The organism is Salmonella sp. 741265055_HSA, assembly GCF_046569525.1.
Taxonomy (GTDB): Bacteria; Pseudomonadota; Gammaproteobacteria; order Enterobacterales; family Enterobacteriaceae; genus Salmonella; species Salmonella enterica.
This window is the reverse complement of sequence record NZ_JBKFSQ010000032.1, coordinates 35,047-55,199: the sequence shown is the minus strand read 5'-3', so window position 1 is coordinate 55,199 and position 20,153 is coordinate 35,047. Positions and strand designations below refer to the sequence as shown.

20 protein-coding genes, 2 tRNA genes and 1 pseudogene are annotated in these 20,153 nt (G+C 50.9%); 14 read left to right on the top strand and 9 right to left on the bottom strand.

The window, feature by feature from the left end; genetic code table 11:
* Nucleotides 1–75: 75 nt before the first annotated feature.
* Nucleotides 76–396: a phage minor head protein gene (locus tag ACLD4K_RS16990; RefSeq protein ID WP_411012198.1), complete on the top strand. Its 321-nt coding sequence runs from the start codon at nt 76–78 to the stop codon at nt 394–396.
* 43 nt (nt 397–439) lie between these two features.
* Nucleotides 440–796: a hypothetical protein gene (locus tag ACLD4K_RS16985; RefSeq protein ID WP_411012197.1), complete on the top strand. Its 357-nt coding sequence runs from the start codon at nt 440–442 to the stop codon at nt 794–796.
* An 89-nt stretch (nt 797–885) separates the two neighbouring features.
* Here ACLD4K_RS16985 and ACLD4K_RS16980 read toward each other — a convergent pair whose 3' ends face one another.
* From ACLD4K_RS16980 to mtfA, 6 genes and pseudogenes are all read right to left on the bottom strand, one after another.
* Nucleotides 886–1,752, bottom strand: coding sequence for an integrase domain-containing protein (locus tag ACLD4K_RS16980; RefSeq protein WP_411012196.1), 867 nt, complete (start codon nt 1,750–1,752; stop codon nt 886–888).
* A gap of 925 nt (nt 1,753–2,677) precedes the next feature.
* Nucleotides 2,678–2,893, bottom strand: a complete 216-nt coding sequence (locus ACLD4K_RS16975; protein WP_411012195.1) for a helix-turn-helix domain-containing protein — start codon at nt 2,891–2,893, stop codon at nt 2,678–2,680.
* Nucleotides 2,890–3,351 (bottom strand): hypothetical protein, encoded by a 462-nt coding sequence (locus tag ACLD4K_RS16970; RefSeq protein WP_411012194.1) that lies wholly within the window; start codon nt 3,349–3,351, stop codon nt 2,890–2,892. Before ACLD4K_RS16970 ends, ACLD4K_RS16975 begins: the two co-directional genes overlap by 4 nt.
* Nucleotides 3,352–4,147: 796 nt before the next feature.
* Nucleotides 4,148–5,376, bottom strand: a pseudogene (locus ACLD4K_RS16965) (tyrosine-type recombinase/integrase).
* Between the two features lie 165 nt (nt 5,377–5,541).
* Nucleotides 5,542–5,617: transfer RNA gene (locus ACLD4K_RS16960), tRNA-Asn, on the bottom strand.
* A 100-nt stretch (nt 5,618–5,717) separates the two neighbouring features.
* Nucleotides 5,718–6,515: a DgsA anti-repressor MtfA gene (mtfA, locus tag ACLD4K_RS16955; protein WP_023214916.1), complete on the bottom strand. Its 798-nt coding sequence runs from the start codon at nt 6,513–6,515 to the stop codon at nt 5,718–5,720.
* A gap of 88 nt (nt 6,516–6,603) precedes the next feature.
* Here mtfA and ACLD4K_RS16950 point away from each other — a divergent pair.
* The 5 genes from ACLD4K_RS16950 (at nt 6,604) to ACLD4K_RS16930 (ending at nt 9,843) form a co-directional block, all read left to right on the top strand.
* A tRNA-Ser gene (locus ACLD4K_RS16950) sits at nt 6,604–6,693 on the top strand.
* 590 nt (nt 6,694–7,283) lie between these two features.
* Nucleotides 7,284–7,703, top strand: a complete 420-nt coding sequence (locus ACLD4K_RS16945; RefSeq protein WP_023200548.1) for a translesion error-prone DNA polymerase V autoproteolytic subunit — start codon at nt 7,284–7,286, stop codon at nt 7,701–7,703.
* Nucleotides 7,704–7,705: 2 nt separating this feature from the next.
* Nucleotides 7,706–8,974 carry a Y-family DNA polymerase gene (locus ACLD4K_RS16940; protein ID WP_064013310.1) on the top strand — a complete coding sequence of 423 codons (1,269 nt, stop codon included), beginning with the start codon at nt 7,706–7,708 and terminating at the stop codon, nt 8,972–8,974.
* 457 nt (nt 8,975–9,431) lie between these two features.
* Entirely contained in the window at nt 9,432–9,644 is a 213-nt protein-coding gene (locus tag ACLD4K_RS16935; protein WP_000208509.1) for a cold shock domain-containing protein, read from the top strand.
* 10 nt (nt 9,645–9,654) lie between these two features.
* Nucleotides 9,655–9,843, top strand: a complete 189-nt coding sequence (locus ACLD4K_RS16930; RefSeq protein ID WP_024131109.1) for a hypothetical protein — start codon at nt 9,655–9,657, stop codon at nt 9,841–9,843.
* A 260-nt stretch (nt 9,844–10,103) separates the two neighbouring features.
* Here ACLD4K_RS16930 and ompS1 read toward each other — a convergent pair whose 3' ends face one another.
* Nucleotides 10,104–11,297 carry a porin OmpS1 gene (gene ompS1 / locus ACLD4K_RS16925; RefSeq protein ID WP_411012193.1) on the bottom strand — a complete coding sequence of 398 codons (1,194 nt, stop codon included), beginning with the start codon at nt 11,295–11,297 and terminating at the stop codon, nt 10,104–10,106.
* A gap of 649 nt (nt 11,298–11,946) precedes the next feature.
* Between ompS1 and drpB the strand changes: the two genes are divergently transcribed.
* The 4 genes from drpB to ACLD4K_RS16905 all read left to right on the top strand — a co-directional run bounded on the left by drpB (nt 11,947) and on the right by ACLD4K_RS16905 (nt 14,988).
* Nucleotides 11,947–12,258 (top strand): cell division protein DrpB, encoded by a 312-nt coding sequence (gene drpB / locus ACLD4K_RS16920; RefSeq protein WP_411012192.1) that lies wholly within the window; start codon nt 11,947–11,949, stop codon nt 12,256–12,258.
* Nucleotides 12,259–12,337: 79 nt separating this feature from the next.
* Nucleotides 12,338–13,033, top strand: coding sequence for a phosphohydrolase (locus ACLD4K_RS16915; protein ID WP_411012191.1), 696 nt, complete (start codon nt 12,338–12,340; stop codon nt 13,031–13,033).
* Nucleotides 13,034–13,106: 73 nt separating this feature from the next.
* Nucleotides 13,107–14,537, top strand: coding sequence for a DNA cytosine methyltransferase (locus ACLD4K_RS16910; RefSeq protein ID WP_411012190.1), 1,431 nt, complete (start codon nt 13,107–13,109; stop codon nt 14,535–14,537).
* Complete coding sequence (locus tag ACLD4K_RS16905) at nt 14,518–14,988, top strand: very short patch repair endonuclease (protein ID WP_219558732.1); 471 nt, start codon at nt 14,518–14,520, stop codon at nt 14,986–14,988. The genes ACLD4K_RS16910 and ACLD4K_RS16905 overlap by 20 nt, the downstream gene beginning before the upstream one ends.
* Here the strand turns inward: ACLD4K_RS16905 and yedA are convergent.
* Nucleotides 14,977–15,897, bottom strand: a complete 921-nt coding sequence (yedA, locus tag ACLD4K_RS16900; protein ID WP_001212264.1) for a drug/metabolite exporter YedA — start codon at nt 15,895–15,897, stop codon at nt 14,977–14,979. The genes ACLD4K_RS16905 and yedA overlap by 12 nt on opposite strands.
* A gap of 169 nt (nt 15,898–16,066) precedes the next feature.
* Here yedA and ACLD4K_RS16895 point away from each other — a divergent pair, with 169 nt between their 5' ends.
* The 3 genes from ACLD4K_RS16895 (at nt 16,067) to dgcQ (ending at nt 19,123) form a co-directional block, all read left to right on the top strand.
* On the top strand, nt 16,067–16,984 hold the full coding sequence (locus ACLD4K_RS16895) for a DUF808 domain-containing protein (RefSeq protein WP_411012200.1): 918 nt from the start codon (nt 16,067–16,069) through the stop codon (nt 16,982–16,984).
* A 76-nt stretch (nt 16,985–17,060) separates the two neighbouring features.
* Nucleotides 17,061–17,246, top strand: a complete 186-nt coding sequence (locus ACLD4K_RS16890) for a YodC family protein (protein ID WP_001521741.1) — start codon at nt 17,061–17,063, stop codon at nt 17,244–17,246.
* A 164-nt stretch (nt 17,247–17,410) separates the two neighbouring features.
* Entirely contained in the window at nt 17,411–19,123 is a 1,713-nt protein-coding gene (gene dgcQ / locus ACLD4K_RS16885) for a cellulose biosynthesis regulator diguanylate cyclase DgcQ (RefSeq protein WP_001119833.1), read from the top strand.
* Here the strand turns inward: dgcQ and ACLD4K_RS16880 are convergent.
* Entirely contained in the window at nt 19,102–19,917 is an 816-nt protein-coding gene (locus tag ACLD4K_RS16880; RefSeq protein WP_000948794.1) for a mannosyl-3-phosphoglycerate phosphatase-related protein, read from the bottom strand. The genes dgcQ and ACLD4K_RS16880 overlap by 22 nt on opposite strands.
* Nucleotides 19,918–20,153 lie beyond the last annotated feature (236 nt).

The following is a 20,153-nucleotide window of genomic DNA, read 5'->3' as shown; positions in this document are numbered from 1 at the left end:
CACCTATAAACAAAACCCCAAATATTCTTTAAGATATTCTCGCGCCATTAGAATTGCAGGAAGGACATACATCTTATGACCTATACAAAAGCATCACATGGTGATTTGGCAAATGGAATAACCATGGTGGCCACTCTGGATTGGAAAACGTGTAATACTTGCGGTTCTCTTGATGGACGTAATTACCGGTGGGAGGAAATTGAGAGCGGCAATGTACATATGCCACCGCATCACGATGGATGCCGCTGTACGGTAGTTTTATGGATGAAGCCCGCTGAATCGTTAGGAATGCCAAATATCGGAACTAGTTGGCGTAAGCGAGCCAGTGCAGTCGGCCCAGTGCCACAGACAATGACTTATCCACAATGGATCAGGCTTTATCCTCACACTAAATAATATCTTATAGCATTAACAACAATAAAAAATGAATTATGTAACAATGAGTGATGCACTTAAATTAATGGCCGAATGGGATGCAACAAAAGAACATCCCCCTAAGGATAGCGTAATATTTATAGGATTGTGTGTAGCAGCAGGCGTGGATGACTGGGTTAGGATATTACGCAATTCAAGTATGCCATTAGTCTCCAAAGAGGATGCTTTACGCTTTGGCTTTGCATTTAAAATGAGACAAGTGATAGATGGTGTGCGTCCAATCAGTACTGAATCGGCTAATCTACTGGAGCAGGCTTTCCGCGAAATTGGTAGTGGAGTGTTACACTTAGGCATGTGTTTTATCAATAATGCCACAGAGTTGTCGTGCCTTAAACTAGCAATTGGTGACAAGCAAATCTGAAGAAATAAGTACTGCCGGGCTTGTCGGGATACAACATCGGTAGCCTGATTTTGAGTCAGATATCACTCGGCATCACTAGCCGACTCATACTATCCGTACACTTGTGCCACATACCGCCCACGCCCATCACCATGCCCCAGATCCATCGCCACTATTGCCAGCACCTCTTTCCTGCTAAACCCTTGCGCCAGATAGTGACGAATGGCATCCTGCGCCCACGCGTAGCGCAGGGAATGTGGGGAGTATGCGCCAGTCAGACCCATACGCGCCGCCTGATTGTGCCAGTAGTCCATTACGCTTTTCAGATCGGGCTTATCGATCAGCTGGTTATTATGGTCTTCTGCGACAACTAACGCATTATCCAGTGCCTTTCTGACTGCGCCAGCATCCAGAATTACCGTTTCCCGGGGGCGTCCGCCTTTGGTGCCGAAAACCACGGTTAAGCGAGTGTCACCACGTTCAACGGCCTGTTTCCAGGTTTTCAGTGATCGTGCGCTTTGCACCGCCTCCTGTGAACGTAATCCCATCAACCGCGACATCTCCAGTGCTGCTGCCAGTCCAGGATCTTTTGCGCGGGCCGTTTCCAGCACATTACGGTAATGCTCCGGCGTAATAGCCTGTCGCGTACCATTGCGCGATGCACCAGACAAACCCAGCGATTTGTTAGTCAACCGCTCATGTTCTGCCACTTGCTTACGCCCGGCCTGTTGCAGCACGGCACGCAGCGAGGCCACTTCATTTTGCAGCGTGCGTTTACCGATCCCCTGCGCCAGCCTTTCATGAATATAGCTTTCAATGTGGCGAACCTTAATCTGTGCCACCCGCTGGATCTGGACGTTCAGCGCCCGTAAATGCTGGTCAAAACGTTGCACGATATGAATGCGATCGTTCAGCGTTTTATGGCTGCCGCCACAATGTTTTGCCAGCGCCTTCATTTCACCGCCTAACTTACCCATACACTTCTCCCATGATTTTGCGAACACAAACGGTCTCCGGCGTATGCTTTTTGGCTGCGCCAGAACGATACCTTCACGCCGGAGTGGCAGCTTGTTGAGGTATAGGGAGTTTCAGACTGTACGCGGTACAGGCTGCCTGAGTGAGCAGGGGATTCTCCGGGGCATCATGCCCCCCTCGGTATCGATCTTTTTCTCCTCTTTTTTGCTGACAGCGGTCCAAAAAGGACGTATCAGATTAGGGAATATGCGCAGAAGCCCTGAAAACAGTGGCATGGCGCGGTGTGGTGGTTGTGCGTCACTTTGTCGCTTTGCGCGATGCAAAGTGACGCACCGGTTGAGTGCCGGGCGCGAAAGATCGCGGATTCTGGCGCAGATTGACGGTCACGCGGCAGCAAAGCCTTACGGCAATGCAGGCCGCAGCCCGTAAAGTAAAAGGCTCTGGCTTTGCAGCAGGTGCAGGGGTTAACGGAAAGTTTCCGCCATGGTGCAGTATTGGCCAGAGATCTGGCGCAGGTAAAAGGCGCTGAAATTCAGCAGGTGTAAGTGAGCCGTAAAACCAGGTGATTTCCGGTTGGGTGGAATTACAGCCGATGGACTGGCGCAGTTAAAGAATGTATCTGAACCTCCGCCGCAATGTCTTGCAGCCCGGTGTTTGCAGAGGTCTGCACCGGTAAAGGGATCAACCGTTTCCTGACAGGTCAGGCGCTTCTTTCAGGTCGTGAAGCATTGGGCGCTGTCGACGACAGCATAGGGCAGGAGCGAGATTACAACCGTTTTACGCGAATGAAAAGGGGAAACCTTTTTTTCGAAAATTGAATTGTTTGTGGATTTTTTCGTCATTCTGTGAATGACAGCCTGCCGCGCTTCGCTTGCCTTCTCCCGATCTTCCGCCAGCAGAGCTGACAAAAGATCGGGAGAGTCTGTTTTAACGTGGTCTGAGATAACGGGACGGCCAGATTTGCTCAGGCGCAACGCCTAACTTTTCAGCTATCAGTCTTTCACCTTTGGGCCAGTGCCTTATCAGTGCATTCGCCAGCGTGGAGGATGCCAGCCCCGCCTGACGGGAAAGTGCAGAAAGCGACGTTCCCCGCTTTTTCAGCGCCGCGATAATGTCGGCAGAGTGCCAGTCTGGTTGCATCATGCGGCCACCTCGTCAATAAACTTTACGCCGTCATCGGTACGCAGCCAGCGCGGGGCTTTCATTTCCGCAGCGAAGTAATTGATCAGGTCGTACAGCAGCCAGCTAAGATATTTTTCCGTTTCAGAGGAAAATCCCTGTCCAGTCAGCGTTTGGGTCAGGGCAAGGCAGTAGTTACAAATCTCGGTGCATTCCGGCCCGAAGCGGGAATAGCTGGTAGGAAGGGTATCGACGGTCAGACTTTCAACAAGATGAGGAGGAACCGGATCAAGCAGCGTGGGTTGCAATAATGTCAGACAGGCGTTGATCCTGCCACAAAGCGCCATTTTCAACGTAGGATCGTTGTTTTCAATCAGGGTTTCGGCGAAATTTTCACAATGATTAGCCAGTACGGTAAAGTCTGTAGCGGCATTGAAGGAAACAGCAAGTAACGGGTGTATCTGGTTTGGGGTAGTAGCCATAAGGCAGCCTCTTTGTGTAGTTTTGCAAACCTCACCAGACGCTGTCAAACGGGGTGGTGAGACGTAACAGGGTTGACAGACCGGCCACAAAGAAACCGGCGAGCGCGAACGCTCCCCCGCTACGCCCCACCATAATATGGACGTAACTCGGTTCATTACGGACACAAAAAAACCGCATTAAAAAATGAGCGGCTGTCCGCTTTGTGGTTCAGGCTGTCAAACCCGGCACCCGCTTTTGCAGGTGCGGGTAAAAGATACCGCGATTAGCTGCCAACATCAAGAGACACTCTGGAAGGCCGATCGCAGAAAATAAAAAACCCTGCTGGTGAGGCAGGGTTCTTTATTTTTCGCTCTCAGGCTGCGGATGGCGACCTGAGCGGCGTTGCGTGGCAGTACGTTCCAACGTCCAAATTATAGCTGTCTTCATAACCCATTGCAAATCACCAGTGGAGTTCTATAATGCCAGCCGTTGGGATTGTCAGGCTTCAGATCAGACCGATTTCAAGCCCTGACTGCCGGACGGGTGGTGCCGCAGGCAGTGCCCCGGTCTGGAGCGTGGCAGTATGTTCCAACAAATGTACACCTGCACCGACAGGCAGTGTAAGGGTAAGATGCAGGCGTTGCGCTCCTTTCAAAAGGAGAGCGGATGGACACACTGACGCATAAGCTGGTTGTGCTCATCGCCGTACTGGAGCTTTTACTGGCTCTACTGCGGCTGATTGATCTGCTGAAGTAATTCACGGATTGAAACGCACCAAAGGGGGAACACCCGTTCCCCCTTTAACAAAAATTTCTATTACGATGCTTTTTTCAGCCGACTGGCAAACTGATACGGTGAAATATACCCGTTGAGATTCGTATCCAGATAATTCGCCCACCACTGCATCATCGCGATCCGCTCTTCCAGATATTCAGCCTTATGAATATAGGCGGCTCGTACACTGTTTCTTTCCTGATGGCTCATTTGTTTTTCAATGGCCTCTTTGCTCCACAGTCCCGACTCGCTCAGCGCACTGCACGCCATCGCCCGGAAGCCGTGGCCGCAGATCTCTTGTTTAGTATCGTAGCCCATCACGCGCAACGCCTTGTTAATGGTGTTGTCGCTCATACATTTATCCTGATCGTATTCGCCGGGGAAGATAAACGCCAGATGACCGGAGAGCGCTTCAATTTGCTTTAAAATCGCAATAGCCCGATCGGACAGCGGAACGATGTGCTGTGTTTTCATTTTTGTACCGCGATGAGAAAATTTGACGTTCTCGATCTGCTCCCGTTCTTCCGGGATTATCCATAACTTCTGCTGCCAGTCGATTTCACTCCAGCGGGCAAAGCGCAGTTCGCTGGAGCGCACGAAAAACACCTGCCGGGGTAGCTATCCGTCCGGGATAACAGTTCAGGCAGCTTCTCAAGGGGCAGGGCCGGGTAATGCTGCGTCTCCGGCGGTGTGAACTCGCCGTCCAGATCCAGCGCTGGGTTTGATTTGATTAGCTGCTTTTTCACCGCATAGCGCATGATCTCGGTGACGTAATTTTTCAGCCGCGCGGTGATCTCCAGAAAGCCTTTGCTTTCCACCTTGCGCAAGGTAAACAGCAAATCTTCCGTGACGATCTGATCGATGTATCTGTCCCCGATATCCGGGAAAATATACATTTCCAGCCTGCGCTGGATAGTTGCGGCATAATGCGCAGACCAGCGTCGGTGATCGGCGTGCCAGTTCATGGCGATCTGGCGGAAGGTATGTCCGTTTTTCTTCTTCTGCTGCGCGATCTTCTTATCAGCGGCAGGATCGGCCCCTTCACGCACTCTGGCGCGTGCGGCATCGCGTAGCTGACGCGCTTTGAACAGGGAAACATCCGGGTAGGGGCCAAAGGCCAGCTTCTTCTCTTTCCCGTCAATGCGGTACTTCATGTACCAGAGTTTTGAGCCGTTGGGTTTGATCAGCAGGTACAGTCCTGAACTGTCTGCCAGTTTGAAGGGTTTCTCAGTGGGTTTAGTCTTGCGGATAGCGGTATCAGTGAGTGCCATAGCGGGGGGCTCCATTTTCTCACCGAACCGTGAGGCCCCCGATTAAGCCTCCAAAAACTATGGATGTCAAGAAACCCAGTAGACCTTCGCAGGTCAGCCGGGTAAAGATAAGTTCTTGTTTTTTAAGCGTCTCCGGACTCGCTGGGATGTCCCGAAACTAAAAATTGGCTCCTCTGACTGGACTCGAACCAGTGACATACGGATTAACAGTCCGCCGTTCTACCGACTGAACTACAGAGGAATTGTTTCAACGAGGCGCATAATACTGGGCCAGCTATAACGTGTCAACAGTAAAATTAACGCGCCAATTCAATTGGTTAATTAACCCACAAAGTGAGGAATTAATGTTCGGATTCCTCGCCGTAGTCGCCTTCGGCAGCGCTTACCCGTAAGCGCTGAGAAGGATCCTGGCGATAGAACTGGCAAAAACGCTGCCATAGCGCCGGGAAACGCGGAGCAAACAGTTCTGGCGCGCTGAAAAAATACTCTGACAACACGGCAAAACATTCTGCAGGGTCGGTGGCGGCATAGGCATCTATACTGGCAGCGCTTTCGCCAACAAGATCGATTTCATCCTGAATATTATTCATTGCCGCGTGGAGATCGTGTTCCCAGCCAGCCACATCGCGCAACGGGATGAAAGGGATGCCGCTGGCGCGATCGCCATTACGCATATCCAGTTTGTGCGCGACTTCATGAATAATGAGGTTGAAACCCGAAGCATCGAACGAGTCCTGGATATCCAGCCAGTTCAGAATGATGGGCCCTTGTTGCCAGCTTTGCCCCGACTGTACGACACGCTGGCTGTGCACCAGACCTATGTCATCTTCCCATTCATCATCTACCACAAAGGGCGCGGGATAAATGAGCACTTCATGAAAACCATCAAGCCACTCAATACCGAGCTCCAGGATCGGTAAGCAAAAAATTAACGCAATACGCGCACTTTTTAACGAGTCGAGCTCAAATCCCTGTAGCGCTACCAGTCTTTTCTGCTGCAAAAAACGTTCGGCTAGCGCAATAAGCCGAGCCTGTTCTTGCGCGGTGAGGTTTACCAGAAGAGGTATAGCCAGCGCATCATTCCACGGCCAGTCTTCGTTCTGGGTTATTTCTTGTGCTTTCCAGGGCCACTTAATCATCGTTTTGCTCGTAAACTCGTCACTTGAACAAAATTACCCGAATAGGGTCTGTTAAAATGCCAAATTACCTGGCATCATTGCAATATACGGAGAGATGCCGGAGCGGCTGAACGGACCGGTCTCGAAAACCGGAGTAGGGGCAACTCTACCGGGGGTTCAAATCCCCCTCTCTCCGCCACAATTCAAACACTTAGCTCATCTTCTTTCAGCGATCAGTCTCACACTTAGAATACACTTAGAATATTCTGTTAGAATAGTACGTGAAAAACGTATTGCCATCTTATGCTTTTTCTGCCAGAAGAGGGGGCCAGTGATGGTGTGATTTTTACTTTTCGATTATAAGTCAACTCCTGGTTTTCAGCCCCGGTCTTTCGCCGTACCCCATCGGGATTCACAGTGATGTCACTCGCGGCGACTTAACGCCGTCGTCCTCGGTAATCATCGCACCCGGCCTGTTGCCCGAAATGTTCCCCTGTAGACATGGTCGCCAGGCAAAAGATTACTTGCTGTCAGGGAAACGCGCTGGCGCGTGGCGATAACTTACGCTGCGGGACTGTCGACGCTGTACAGAAAATCTGGCCTCCAGGCTGGCTTAAATATGCGCACATGACAATACAACCGGAAAATTTACAAAACCCATAATTTGAACTGAGAGAGAAACTTACAAACGAAGCGACGAAGATTTAAACAGCCGTAGCGACTCCGGTATCTTGCGCGCATGTTTAAATAATACTACTGTATATAAAAACAGTATTAGAGGTATGAATTATGGAATTTTTCAGACCTATAGAGTTGCGCGAAATTATTCCTCTCCCATTTTTCAGTTACTTAGTGCCGTGTGGATTCCCCAGCCCCGCGGCGGACTACATTGAGCAGCGTATCGATCTTAATGAGTTGCTCGTTTCTCATCCCAGCTCAACATATTTTGTCAAAGCCACGGGTGATTCAATGATTGAAGCCGGCATCAGCGACGGTGACCTGCTGGTGGTGGATAGCTCACGGAACGCTGACCACGGTGACATTGTAATTGCGGCAATTGAAGGAGAGTTCACCGTAAAACGGTTGCAGTTGCGCCCGACAGTGCAGTTAATCCCCATGAACGGCGCCTATCGACCTATACCTGTCGGCAGTGAAGACACGCTCGACATATTCGGGGTGGTGACCTTTATCATTAAAGCGGTCAGTTGATTATGTTCGCGCTCTGCGATGTTAATAGCTTTTACGCCTCCTGCGAAACGGTCTTTCGTCCTGATTTATGTGGCCGACCGGTGGTGGTGTTATCAAACAATGATGGCTGCGTTATCGCGTGTAGCGCCGAGGCGAAACAGCTCGGTATCGCACCAGGTGAGCCATACTTCAAACAGAAAGAACGCTTCCGGCGATCCGGTGTTGTTTGCTTCAGCAGTAATTACGAGCTTTACGCTGATATGTCGAACCGGGTAATGACCACACTCGAGGAGATGGTGCCGCGGGTAGAAATTTACAGCATTGATGAGGCTTTTTGTGATCTGATGGGGGTACGAAACTGCCGGGATCTGACAGATTTCGGGCGCGAGATAAGAGCGACGGTCCTGAAGCGCACGCACCTGACTGTCGGTGTAGGCATTGCCCAGACGAAAACCCTTGCCAAGCTGGCTAATCATGCTGCGAAAAAGTGGCAGCGCCAGACCGGCGGGGTGGTTGACCTATCGAACATCGATCGCCAGCGTCGGCTGCTGGCCCTGATACCCGTAGAGGATGTCTGGGGTGTCGGCAGGCGTATCAGTAAGAAGCTCAATGCCCTGGGCATCAAGACTGCTCTCGATCTCTCTGAACAAAGTACCTGGATCATCAGGAAACACTTCAATGTCGTGCTGGAGCGTACCGTGAGAGAGCTTCGCGGAGAGCCATGTCTGGAGCTTGAAGAGTTTGCGCCGGCAAAGCAGGAAATCGTTTGTAGCCGCTCTTTCGGCGAGCGGGTCACAGACTATGAGGAAATGCGCCAGGCTATTTACAGCTACGCTGCGCGCGCGGCAGAAAAACTCCGCGGCGAGCACCAGTACTGCCGTTTCATCTCAACATTCGTCAAAACATCCCCCTTTGCCCTGAACGAGCCCTACTACGGTAACAGCGCCGCGGTGACGCTTCTCACCCCCACGCAGGATTCACGCGACATTATCAATGCGGCTGTGAAATGTCTGGATAAAATCTGGCGCGACGGCCATCGCTACCAGAAAGCGGGGGTGATGCTGGGTGACTTCTTCAGTCAGGGCGTAGCGCAACTCAACCTTTTCGACGATAACGCGCCGCGCGCCGGTAGTGCGAAGTTGATGGAAGTACTGGACCATCTTAACGCAAAAGACGGGAAGGGGACGCTGTACTTCGCCGGGCAGGGGATGTCGCAACAGTGGGCTATGAAGCGAGAAATGCTTTCGCCTCGGTACACCACAAGATACTCTGATCTACTGCGTGTTAAGTAACTTGTGCGATCAATGCCTGAGATAGTTGCCAAATCGTCCCCATTCTTTTGGTCGCACAAGATCACAGGAACCTCTCACGATGAGGCGCATGTATCCTGGTTTACGACATCAGGAAATGTGGCGCGTTTATTGCTCGTTTATTGCTATGTAAGCGTTGTGAGACGTAACTTATTTACGCCAGGTTTCAGCCGTAGCGACGAGCATAGATAAAAAAGAGTATGGCAATCAGCGTGATAATGCTAAAAAACAATTAATATTTTTTTAACAAAACTAAAGCTTGCTATGTTCAGTTAACCATGCGTTAATGGTTGTGCGGTTTGATACAAACTTATCTGAAGTAGTGATTGTAATATTTCTCATCATTTGTTCCTCTTGAGATCTCCTTTAGGTTTTTTTCTCTCTGATAATTTTCTTCAGGCCATTTCGCCCAAGGGCTCATTCAAAAGGTAACAATATTATGACGACGAAAATCACTGGTTTAGTAAAATGGTTTAACCCTGAAAAGGGCTTTGGTTTCATTACGCCTAAAGATGGCAGCAAAGATGTGTTTGTGCATTTTTCCGCCATTCAAAGTAATGAATTCCGCACTCTGAATGAAAATCAGGAAGTGGAGTTTTCAGTAGAGCAGGGACCAAAAGGTCCATCAGCGGTCAACGTTGTGGCGCTTTAAGGCAACTGATATTACTAATAAAATTCACTTCCGGTGTCCATGTTGCCATGGTTCACAATACAGAACATCGACATTCGATGTTACTGAGCAAAACCCGTTTGGCGCGAAATGTATTTTTTGTAAGTCAACCATGATCACTTTTGATAATGTTGGATTATATATTCGCTCAGGGCAGGTTCCGCCAGATTTTAGAAAATAACTCATATTAGCTCCGTACAGGAGCTTTTTTTATGCCCGGATGATTATCATCTATAGACGCTGACATCCATCATCTATAGTGGCATTTTCTTTTCCTCAAAAGTGTTATTTCTCTTGCAGACAGCGCCTGAAAAGAGCGACGTTGTCCTCATCTATCCGATGAAGCCAGGTCACCTGTCTTTGCGCCGTTATCCGTTATTTAATTCTTGCCCTATAATAACAAGCCCGCGCTAAGCACGGGCTTGAATAACATAAAGCGTCTTAGAACTGGTAGACCAGACCAACACCTACGATATCATCGGTTGCAATACCGTTGTTTGCGTAGAAGTCATCATCTTCGTCCAGCAGGTTGATTTTATAATCAACGTAGGTGGACATATTTTTGTTGAAGTAGTAAGTCATACCGACGTCAACATATTTAACCAGATCTTTGTCGGTGTAACGCCAGTTGCCACGATGGACTTCCTGACCGCCTAAATCTTTGCCCTTAGACTGCAAGTAGGCGATGGACGGACGCAGACCGAAATCGAACTGATACTGCGCAACCACTTCAAAGTTCTGGGTTTTGTTAGCGATACCGCCATTACCGCCATCGCCGCCGCCATAATAGGTCATGTTGCGGGTTTCAGCGTACATGGCCGCCAGGTAAACATTGTAGGCGTCATATTTGGCACCTACGGTCCAGGCTTCGGCAGTTTCACCGCCGGCATAGCTATTGGCATAGTAATGATGGCCATCATTACGCCCACTAGTAACCTGATTGTCCGTACGGTCAGAGGAGGAGTAGGCCGCACCCAGGCTTAACCCGAAGTCAAAGTCGTAGGAGGTAGACATACCGAAACCGTCGCCGTTTTCACGGGCCAGTTTGCGAGAACCACTATTTGCATCGCTGCCGTTGGCTGTTCCTTCGCCTGCGCCAGGATCTTCGTTATTACCCTGGTACTGCAACGCGAAGTTCAGGCCGTCCACCAGACCGAAGAAGTCGGTATTACGGTAGGTGGCAACGCCGTTGGTTCTGCCCAGCATATAGACATCGGTCTGGGTGTAAGAGTCGCCGCCGAATTCCGGCAGCACATCGGTCCAGGCTTCAACGTCGTAGATAACGCCATAGTTACGGCCATAATCGAAAGAGCCGTACTCGCCGAATTTCAGACCGGCAAAGCCCAGACGAGTCCAGGAGTTTGCACCTTCGCCTTCGGTGGTGTTTACCTTAATGTTGTATTCCCACTGACCATAGCCGGTCAGCATATCGTTAATCTGCGTTTCGCCTTTAAAGCCAAAACGGGCGTAGGACTGGTCGCCGTCGTCGCCTGCATTGTCAGAGAAGTAACGCAGACCATCAACTTTGCCGTACAGGTCGAGTTTGTTGCCATTTTTATTATAAACTTCAGCCGCATTTGCTGCGCCTGCCACTAATAACGCCGGGACAAGCAGTGCCAGAACTTTTCTGTTCATTATGTATTCCCTTATGATAATAATTTATATGAATATGTAGCCACTTCAACAAAACTACAAATTGATACTATTCTATGAAGTTCATGGAATTTAAAAAATAACATGTAACAAAGGTATTTAAAATATTTCAATTTGTTTCTATTTGGTTTTTTATAATACTGATTATATAAGTAACCAAGAATGTATATTCTATAATTATCATTTTTTATCAGTAAGTTATGTATTTTTACTTGATAATTATTGATGTGAATATAATTTGCTTTTTATATGTGTTTGATGTTTCGATTATGAAAAAGCATAAAAAAAACCGGCATAAATGCCGGTAATGTGGGTAATGATAAAATAAATGATAAAAGGCTAATAACCGAATCATTCTGACATTTAATACTAATAAAATAAAACGCTATCGCGGTGGGCAAAAATAAGTTGTTCTGGTTATAGGTTATTCCATATCAGAATGCGATTCAATCACCATCCCCTTATTTAACAGCAGGTTCAGCGCCAGGCGCAACATTATCTGAGAATAAACCATTTTTGAAATGAATAACCAGAACAGGTGGATAAGGTATTTTATGGTCGAAATGTGACTAATATCACATTATAATGTAATTAATGTCATATGACTTACATCACAAAAGCGGAGTAAAGTTTGAGTACCAGGGAGGACAACGCCACCCGTAGCATAGGCGGTAAATTGGCGTTATGGGTTTTTTATACCTTTTGCGGCTACTTCATCTGGGCGATGGCGCGTTGCGTGTGGCTGATGCCCGCCATACAAACCGAGCCGGTTCTCGGCCCAATCAGCACTCCTGGCAGCGCAACGGAAAAATGGCTTAACGCGCTTTCGCTGGGCGTCGTCTGGCTTATTCTGGGGAGTATTGCCTGGTACACCCGGCCTCGCAAAAACAGGGGGTATCCCGCCGACACTAAGCCAGAAACGCGCAAGCACGCAGGGATGTAAAGTGGTGGCGGATATGTCAGGATAGCGAACCCTGTGCTCAGGCATGTAATAAAAATGGTCTGCTATAAAGAGAGGGCGTATGGACTCAGGATACTGGCAATCGCAGTTTGAAGACTGGCTACGTCACCACCACCAGGAGCAGGATGCCGCCCATGACATCTTCCATTTTCGTCGTGTTTGGGCAACCGCGCAAACGCTGGGGGAAAACAGTCCTGTCGACTGGCTGGTGGTGCTATCGGCATGTTATTTCCATGACATCGTCAGCCTGGCGAAAAATCATCCGCAGCGGCATCGTTCTTCCATTCTGGCGGCGGCAGAAACCCGGCGTATTTTTCTGCGGGATTTTCCTGACTTTCCGGCAGAAAAACTGGCGGGCATTTGCCATGCTATCGAAGCGCATAGCTTCAGCGCAAAAATTGCGCCTACCACGCCAGAGGCAAAAATCGTACAGGATGCAGACAGGCTGGAGGCGTTGGGCGCCATTGGTCTGGCGCGGGTCTTCGCGGTCTCCGGCGCGCTGGGCGTCGCGCTGTTTGATGCCGACGATCCCTTTGCCGACAGACGGCCTCTTAACGATAAGCAATTCGCGCTCGACCATTTTCAAACCAAACTGCTGCAACTGCCGCTGACGATGCAGACCGAACGGGGCAAGTCCCTGGCGCAGCGTAATGCGGATTTTCTGGTGTTGTACATGGCGAAACTGAGCGCTGAGCTGAAAGGCGACTATGAAACACGGGATGAGGCGGTCATCCAGATGTTTGCTACGCATCAGTAACCCCTGTCGCTGAAACGTAAACCGCGTCATTTTATGTTAGTCTGTCGGCAATTATTTTTGGCCGGTTAAATGTATGCAGGAAAATATTTCAGTAACACACGCCCGGAACCTCATCGCCGACGACGCCGGAAGCGAGATCCAGGCGATGCTGAGTCAATTGCTGGAAATCTATGATGTTAAAACGCTGGTGGCGCACCTTAACGGCCTGGGCGAACAGCACTGGAGCCCGGCCATCTTCAAGCGCGTAATGATGAACGCGGCATGGCATCGTTTGAGCGACAATGAACTCACCTGTCTTAAAACAGAGTTGCCGACGCCGCCAGCGCATCATCCGCATTACGCCTTTCGCTTTATCGATCTCTTCGCGGGCATCGGCGGCATTCGCCGCGGATTTGAAGCGATAGGCGGACAGTGCGTGTTTACCAGCGAATGGAATAAGCACGCGGTACGGACATATAAAGCGAACTATTTTTGCGATCCGCTGCAACATCGCTTTAATGAAGATATCCGCGATATCACATTGAGCCACCGGGAAGGGGTCAGCGATGATGAGGCGGCGGAACACATTCGCCAGCATATTCCGCAACATGATGTCCTGCTGGCGGGCTTTCCCTGTCAGCCATTTTCTCTGGCGGGCGTTTCCAAGAAAAATGCGCTGGGCCGCGCCCACGGCTTTGCCTGCGAGACTCAGGGGACGTTATTTTTTGATGTCGTAAGAATTATCGACGCTCGCCGCCCCGCGCTGTTTGTGCTGGAAAACGTGAAAAACCTTAAAAGTCACGACCAGGGCAACACCTTCCGCATTATTATGCAAACGCTCGATGAACTGGGATATGACGTGGCGGATGCCGCTGACAATGGCCCGGACGATCCGAAAATTATCGACGGGCAGCACTTTCTTCCTCAGCATCGGGAACGTATTGTGTTGGTGGAATTCCGTCGCGATTTAAACCTGAAAACCGATTTTACGTTACGCAATATCGCCCGTTGTTATCCACCGCGCCGTCCGACGTTAGCAGAGCTGCTGGAGCCCGTCGTCGAAGCCAAATATATCCTGACGCCGGTGCTGTGGAAATATTTATATCGCTACGCGAAAAAGCACCAGGCGCGGGGAAACGGTTTTGGCTATGGCATGGTTTATCCTGACAATCCGGAAAGTGTGGCGCGCACGTTATCTGCTCGCTACTACAAAGATGGCGCCGAAATTCTGATCGATCGTGGTTGGGATATGGCGAAAGGCGAAGTGAATTTCGACGATGCTGGCAACCAACAACACCGTCCCCGCCGACTCACGCCGAGAGAGTGCGCGCGTTTAATGGGATTTGAGGCGCCGCAAACGTACCAGTTCAGGATACCTGTCTCGGATACGCAGGCCTATCGCCAGTTTGGCAACTCCGTGGTGGTGCCGGTATTTGCCGCGGTAGCAAAGCTGCTGGAACCCAAAATTCACCAGGCGGTGACGCTGCGTCAGAGAGAGACGGTAGATGGCGGACGTTCACGATAAAGCCACGCGCAGTAAAAATATGCGCGCGATAGCGACCCGCGATACGGCTATTGAAAAACGTCTTGCCGGCCTGCTAAGCGCGCAGGGGATTACGTTTCATACTCAGGACGCGGCATTACCGGGCAAGCCGGACTTTGTGGTGAATGACTATGATTGTGTGATTTTTACTCACGGCTGCTTTTGGCATCATCACCACTGTTATCTGTTCAAAGTACCGGCCACGCGGACGGCTTTCTGGTTGGAAAAAATCGGTAAGAACGTTGAGCGCGATGAGCGCGATATTCAGCGTTTACAGGCGCTTGGCTGGCGGGTACTGATCGTCTGGGAGTGCGCCTTGCGCGGGCGAGCGAAATTGAGCGACGCGGCGTTGGCGGAGCGCCTGGAAGAGTGGATCTGCGGCGGCGGCGCCAGCGCGCAGATCGACACCCAGGGGATTCATCTACTGGCGTGAATCTTCCGTTTTACACGGCGTGACCACCGCCTTGACAGGAAACAGGTACTTACCCAGAGTCACCAGCACTACGGCAAACACAATCACACCCAGCGCGGCCCATTCAACGGGCGATAACCTCTCGCCGCCCAGGCCAGTGCCAAGCAACACGGCGACAACCGGATTCACATAGGCGTAGCTGGTCGCCAGCGCCGGACTGACGTTGCGAATCAGGTACATATAGGCATTAATGGCGATAATAGAACCGAACAACGCCAGGTAGCCGACGGCCATAAACCCCGATAAACCAGGCAGCGTGGCGAGCTTTTCGCCGGAAAGAAACGCCGCGCAAAGCAATACCACGCCCGCCGCCAGCATTTCAATCGCACCCGCCATCATGCCCACAGGGAGGGCGATGCGCGAGCCGTAAACGGAACCAAATGCCCAGCTCATCGAACCTATCAGGATCAAAATCGCGCCCCACGGATTGCCGCTTAAATTGCCGCCGCTGTTCAGCAGAATAATCCCGGCAAGTCCAATGGCAATCCCCACCCATTCTAATTTGCGCGTTTTAATACCAAAAAAGTAGCTAAAGCACAGCGTAAATAGCGGGACAGTGGCGACCACGACGGCAGCAATGCCCGATGGCACGTTTTGATGCTCCGCCACCGTCACCAGACCGTTACCCACCGCCAGCAGCAGTAGACCAATCAGCGCGGCGTTGATGGTCTGGCGTAGCGGCGGAAGTTTTTCGCCGCGCAGCAGCAAAAACGCCATGAGCAACATCCCCGCCGAGAGAAAACGTACGCCTGCCATCATCAGCGGCGGCCAGCTTTCAACGCCTATGCGGATAACAAAATAGGTAGACCCCCAAATGATGTACAAGGCAAAAAGCGCGCCAAAAAGAGGTAATAACTGCCGGAAACGCATAATCACTCACGGTGAAATAAAAAGGGTGAATATAGTAAACGTCAAAATTATTATGCTGGCGAGCATTATAATTGTCCTTTTGGAATAAAAAGGCGTTGACCCGCGCCGCCGGTTTCGGCATTGCGCGTTTTGCTACATACTTAACGTCTTAGAAGAAAAGACCGAGGAAATCATTTTGGCAGGAAGTAGCTTACTGACATTACTCGACGATATCGCCACGCTGCTGGACGATATTTCGGTAATGGGCAAATTGGCCGCGAAAAAAACCGCGGGCGTACTGGGGGACGACCTGTCGCTCAATGCGCAGCAAGTGACCGGCGTTCGCGCTAATCGCGAGCTGCCAGTGGTATGGAGCGTGGCGAAAGGATCATTAATCAACAAGGTTATTCTGGTGCCGTTGGCGCTGCTGATAAGCGCATTTATCCCGTGGGCCATTACGCCTTTATTAATGTTAGGCGGCGCGTTTCTCTGCTTTGAAGGGGTAGAAAAAGTCCTGCATACCTTTGAGGCGCGAAAACACAAAGAAGACCCGGCGGAGCGGCAAAAACGTCTTGAGGCGCTGGCTGCGCAAGATCCTTTGGCCTTTGAAAAAGATAAAGTAAAAGGGGCGGTCCGTACCGATTTCATTCTGTCCGCTGAAATTGTGGCCATTACCCTGGGGATTGTCGCGCAGGCGCCGCTGCTTAATCAGGTGTTGGTGCTGGCGGGGATTGCTTTGGTTGTGACTATTGGCGTGTATGGCCTGGTGGGTATTATTGTCAAACTGGATGATATGGGGTACTGGCTGGCGGAAAAGCGTAGCGTGTTGGCGCAGGGCGTCGGTAAAGGATTACTGATTACCGCGCCCTGGTTAATGAAAGCATTATCCATTGTCGGTACGCTGGCGATGTTTCTGGTCGGCGGCGGGATTGTCGTACACGGTATTGCGCCGCTACACCATGCCATTGAACATTTTGCGCAGCAGCAGGGGGCTTTCATGGCGCATACGATCCCTGCGGGGCTGAATCTGGTGCTCGGCTTTATTATCGGCGCCATTGTGGTGGCGCTGGTGAAAGGTGTGGCGAAAATTCGCGGTGTTTCGCACTGATTTTCTACAATGAATTATGCAAAATTGCCCATCCTCGTCTAAGGTGAAAACGTTTCATCTGATACAGGAGGCAGGTATGGTCTTTTCTGTCAGTGAGGAAGTTACCGTGAAAGAGGGTGGGCCCCGGATGATCGTCACCGGTTATTCCAGCGGAATGGTAGAGTGTCGCTGGTATGATGGTTTTGGCGTAAAGCGGGAGGCATTCCATGAGAATGAGCTCGTGCCAGGCAAGGAAAGGCGCGGGCGGGACGAAGCCCGATGACAAAACGCCCGGTTAATGCCGGGCGTTTTGCTGTGGAGAAAAAGAGTCGTCGCGCTGCGACATGCTGCTACCTGGTTATGCCAGGATTGAGTGGTATCCCTTGATGAGGTCTGGCTACCGTAAGCCATCAGGGGGCGTTGTATCAATAACCAGGAGTTACCAGGGTGCCGCACGAAACACTGTTAGATAATCAAGGCTGGTTTAAAAAGCTGGCGCGGCGTTTTGGTCCCGGTCATGTCGTCAACACCTGCTTTCTGATCGTAATGCTGTTCTCGACGCTACTTACCTGGCGGGAAGTGATGATACTGAAAGACGCGTATGTCGCCAGTCAGCGCAATCATCTGGGGAGCGTCGCGAATGTCCTTGACCGCCAACTGCAATTCAACATGGACAGGTTGATCTTTTTACGCAACGGTATGCATGAAGCGCTGGTGGCGCCGCTGGCTTTTTCCGCATTGCAAAGCGCGGTGACGCAGTTTGAGCAACGACGCGTCAGACATTTCTGGCAACTGGAGCTGGATAAGCGGCGGACATTGCCGTTATATGGCGTTTCCGATCAATTTGTCGCCCGGACGACGCTTCTTTCGCGGGAGAGTCGTGACCTGGCAAATGAATTAACCGCCACTCTGGAGTTAGGGTATCTGGCGCGTCTGGCGCGCTCATCCGCCATGCTGACGCTGGAGACGATGTATGTTTCTCGCTCAGGGTTTTACCTCTCAACTCTTCCTACGGCATACGGTAGCGATATTGTCTCCCGTTACTATCAGTACGTGACCCAGCCCTGGTTTATCGAGCAAAGCCAACGGCGTAACCCACAGCGCGGCGTGCGGTGGTTTACCTCCGCACAGCCCTATGTTACTGACGAGCAGAAAAAAGTGACGGCCAGTCTACCGCTGGATCACGATAATTACTGGTATGGCGTACTGGCAATGGATATTCCCGTCGCGTCATTACAGCGGTTCCTGCGCGATGCGGCCGAAAAGGATATTGAAGGGGAATATCAGCTATACGATAACCATCTCCGTTTGTTGACGGACTCCGCGCCGGAACAACAAACCGCGAATACGTTAAATGACCGTGAGCGCGCCTTACTGGCGCGTGAAATAGAAAAAGATACCCTGGGCGGGCTGCGTTTAGGAACGCATTATGTAAGCTGGGAGCGGCTGGATCATTTTGATGGCGTCCTGCTGCGCGTGCATACATTACGTGAAGGCATCCAAGGGAATTTTGGCAGTATTAGTATCGCGCTGACGCTGTTATGGGTGCTTTTTACGGCGATGCTGTTGATCTCCTGGGGCGTTATTCGACATATGGTCAAAAACATGTTTGTTCTGCAAAATTCGCTGCAATGGCAGGCATGGCACGATCCGCTGACCCGGCTATATAACCGTGGCGCGCTGTTTGAAAAAGCGTCCAGGCTGGCAAAGCGCTACCGGGAAGCCCGCCAGCCATTTTCTGTGATACAGCTGGATTTAGATTATTTTAAAAGCGTTAACGATCGCTTTGGCCATCAGGCAGGCGATCGCGTGTTGTCCCATGCCGCTGGGCTCATTGGCAGCACCATTCGAGCGCACGACATCGCCGGACGGGTAGGGGGCGAAGAGTTTTGTATCGTGCTGCCCGGCGCGACGAAAGCGCAGGCGCTGCAGATTGCCGAACGCATACGCCAGCGCATTAATGACAAAGAGATTCTGGTGACGAAAAGCACGACGCTTCGTATCAGCGCGTCAATGGGGATCAGTAGCGCGGAGGAATACGGCGACTATGATTTTGAGCAGTTGCAGTCGCTGGCCGACAAACGGCTTTATTACGCCAAACAGTCCGGACGTAACCGTATTTGCGCCAGCGACGCGACTCAGGAGCGGGAAAAGAAATAGTCCATTCCTTCGCGCCAGCCATCCGGCCCTTCATTCTGGCTACGGTAGACGCGCTGAGGATCGTCGTTACGCAAATGTACGCCCTCCCGGTTTAGCCCTTTAACGACAACCGCATAATCCATCACATCCAGTAAGGGAGCATCATTGGGACCGTCTCCTAGTCCCAACGTCAGAGGACGCGCGCGCCACTGCCGACGATATGCTTCAATCAGCCAGTTGGCAGCCTGATCTTTGCCGGCGGAGGCGTCCAGCACATGCCAGAAACGAGCGCCATGGACAAATTGCAGTCCCAGGTCATTTAAACGGGCGACAAACTGCGCCATGCGTTCATCGCTATCGCGCCAGATCAGCGACACCGACGCTTCATGCAGACGGGTTAGGGCAGACTGTGCCCGGTTTAGGCCCGTCCATTCGCTTATCACCTGATCGTCAACGTCATCAAACGTGGTGAACTTAAACTGTTCCTTTTCACGCAACTTATGCAGGACGAGGCGGATTTCGTTGTGAGAAATACCGGCTATCAGGCGGGGATAGTTGGGATGGTCTTCCCAATGAACGTCCAGTTGGATCACCGCGCCGTTTTCCGCAATCAGCGGCAGTCCCTGTAGATTTAACGTCGTCTGGAGCTGGAGCATTTCAGCCGCGGTTTTACTGCTACAGAGGATCACGGGCACGCCGCTTTCATGCAGGCGTGTAAGCCAGGGGGCCGCGGGCTGCCACTCAAAAGTGTGGCTGTTCAGCAATGTGCCGTCCAGATCGGTAAAAATCAGCAAGGGGTCATGGATTGAGAGCATTTTTTCCTCATTTTCCGTTGCAACGGCGGGCTTATTTCCAGGAAAAGTCCTAAAGCACACTCGAAAGAAGTCGAACGCTAACTGGAACCGATCCCGTCGCTTCCAGACAGCACATGCGTTGTCACACTTTTGCTGCCGAACTATTAGTGCACTTAATCATTCATGTAAAAAATATTTACTTGTCATGCAAAAAAATTGCAGATAAGGTAAATCTCACATCAGATTTCCTGGTGTAA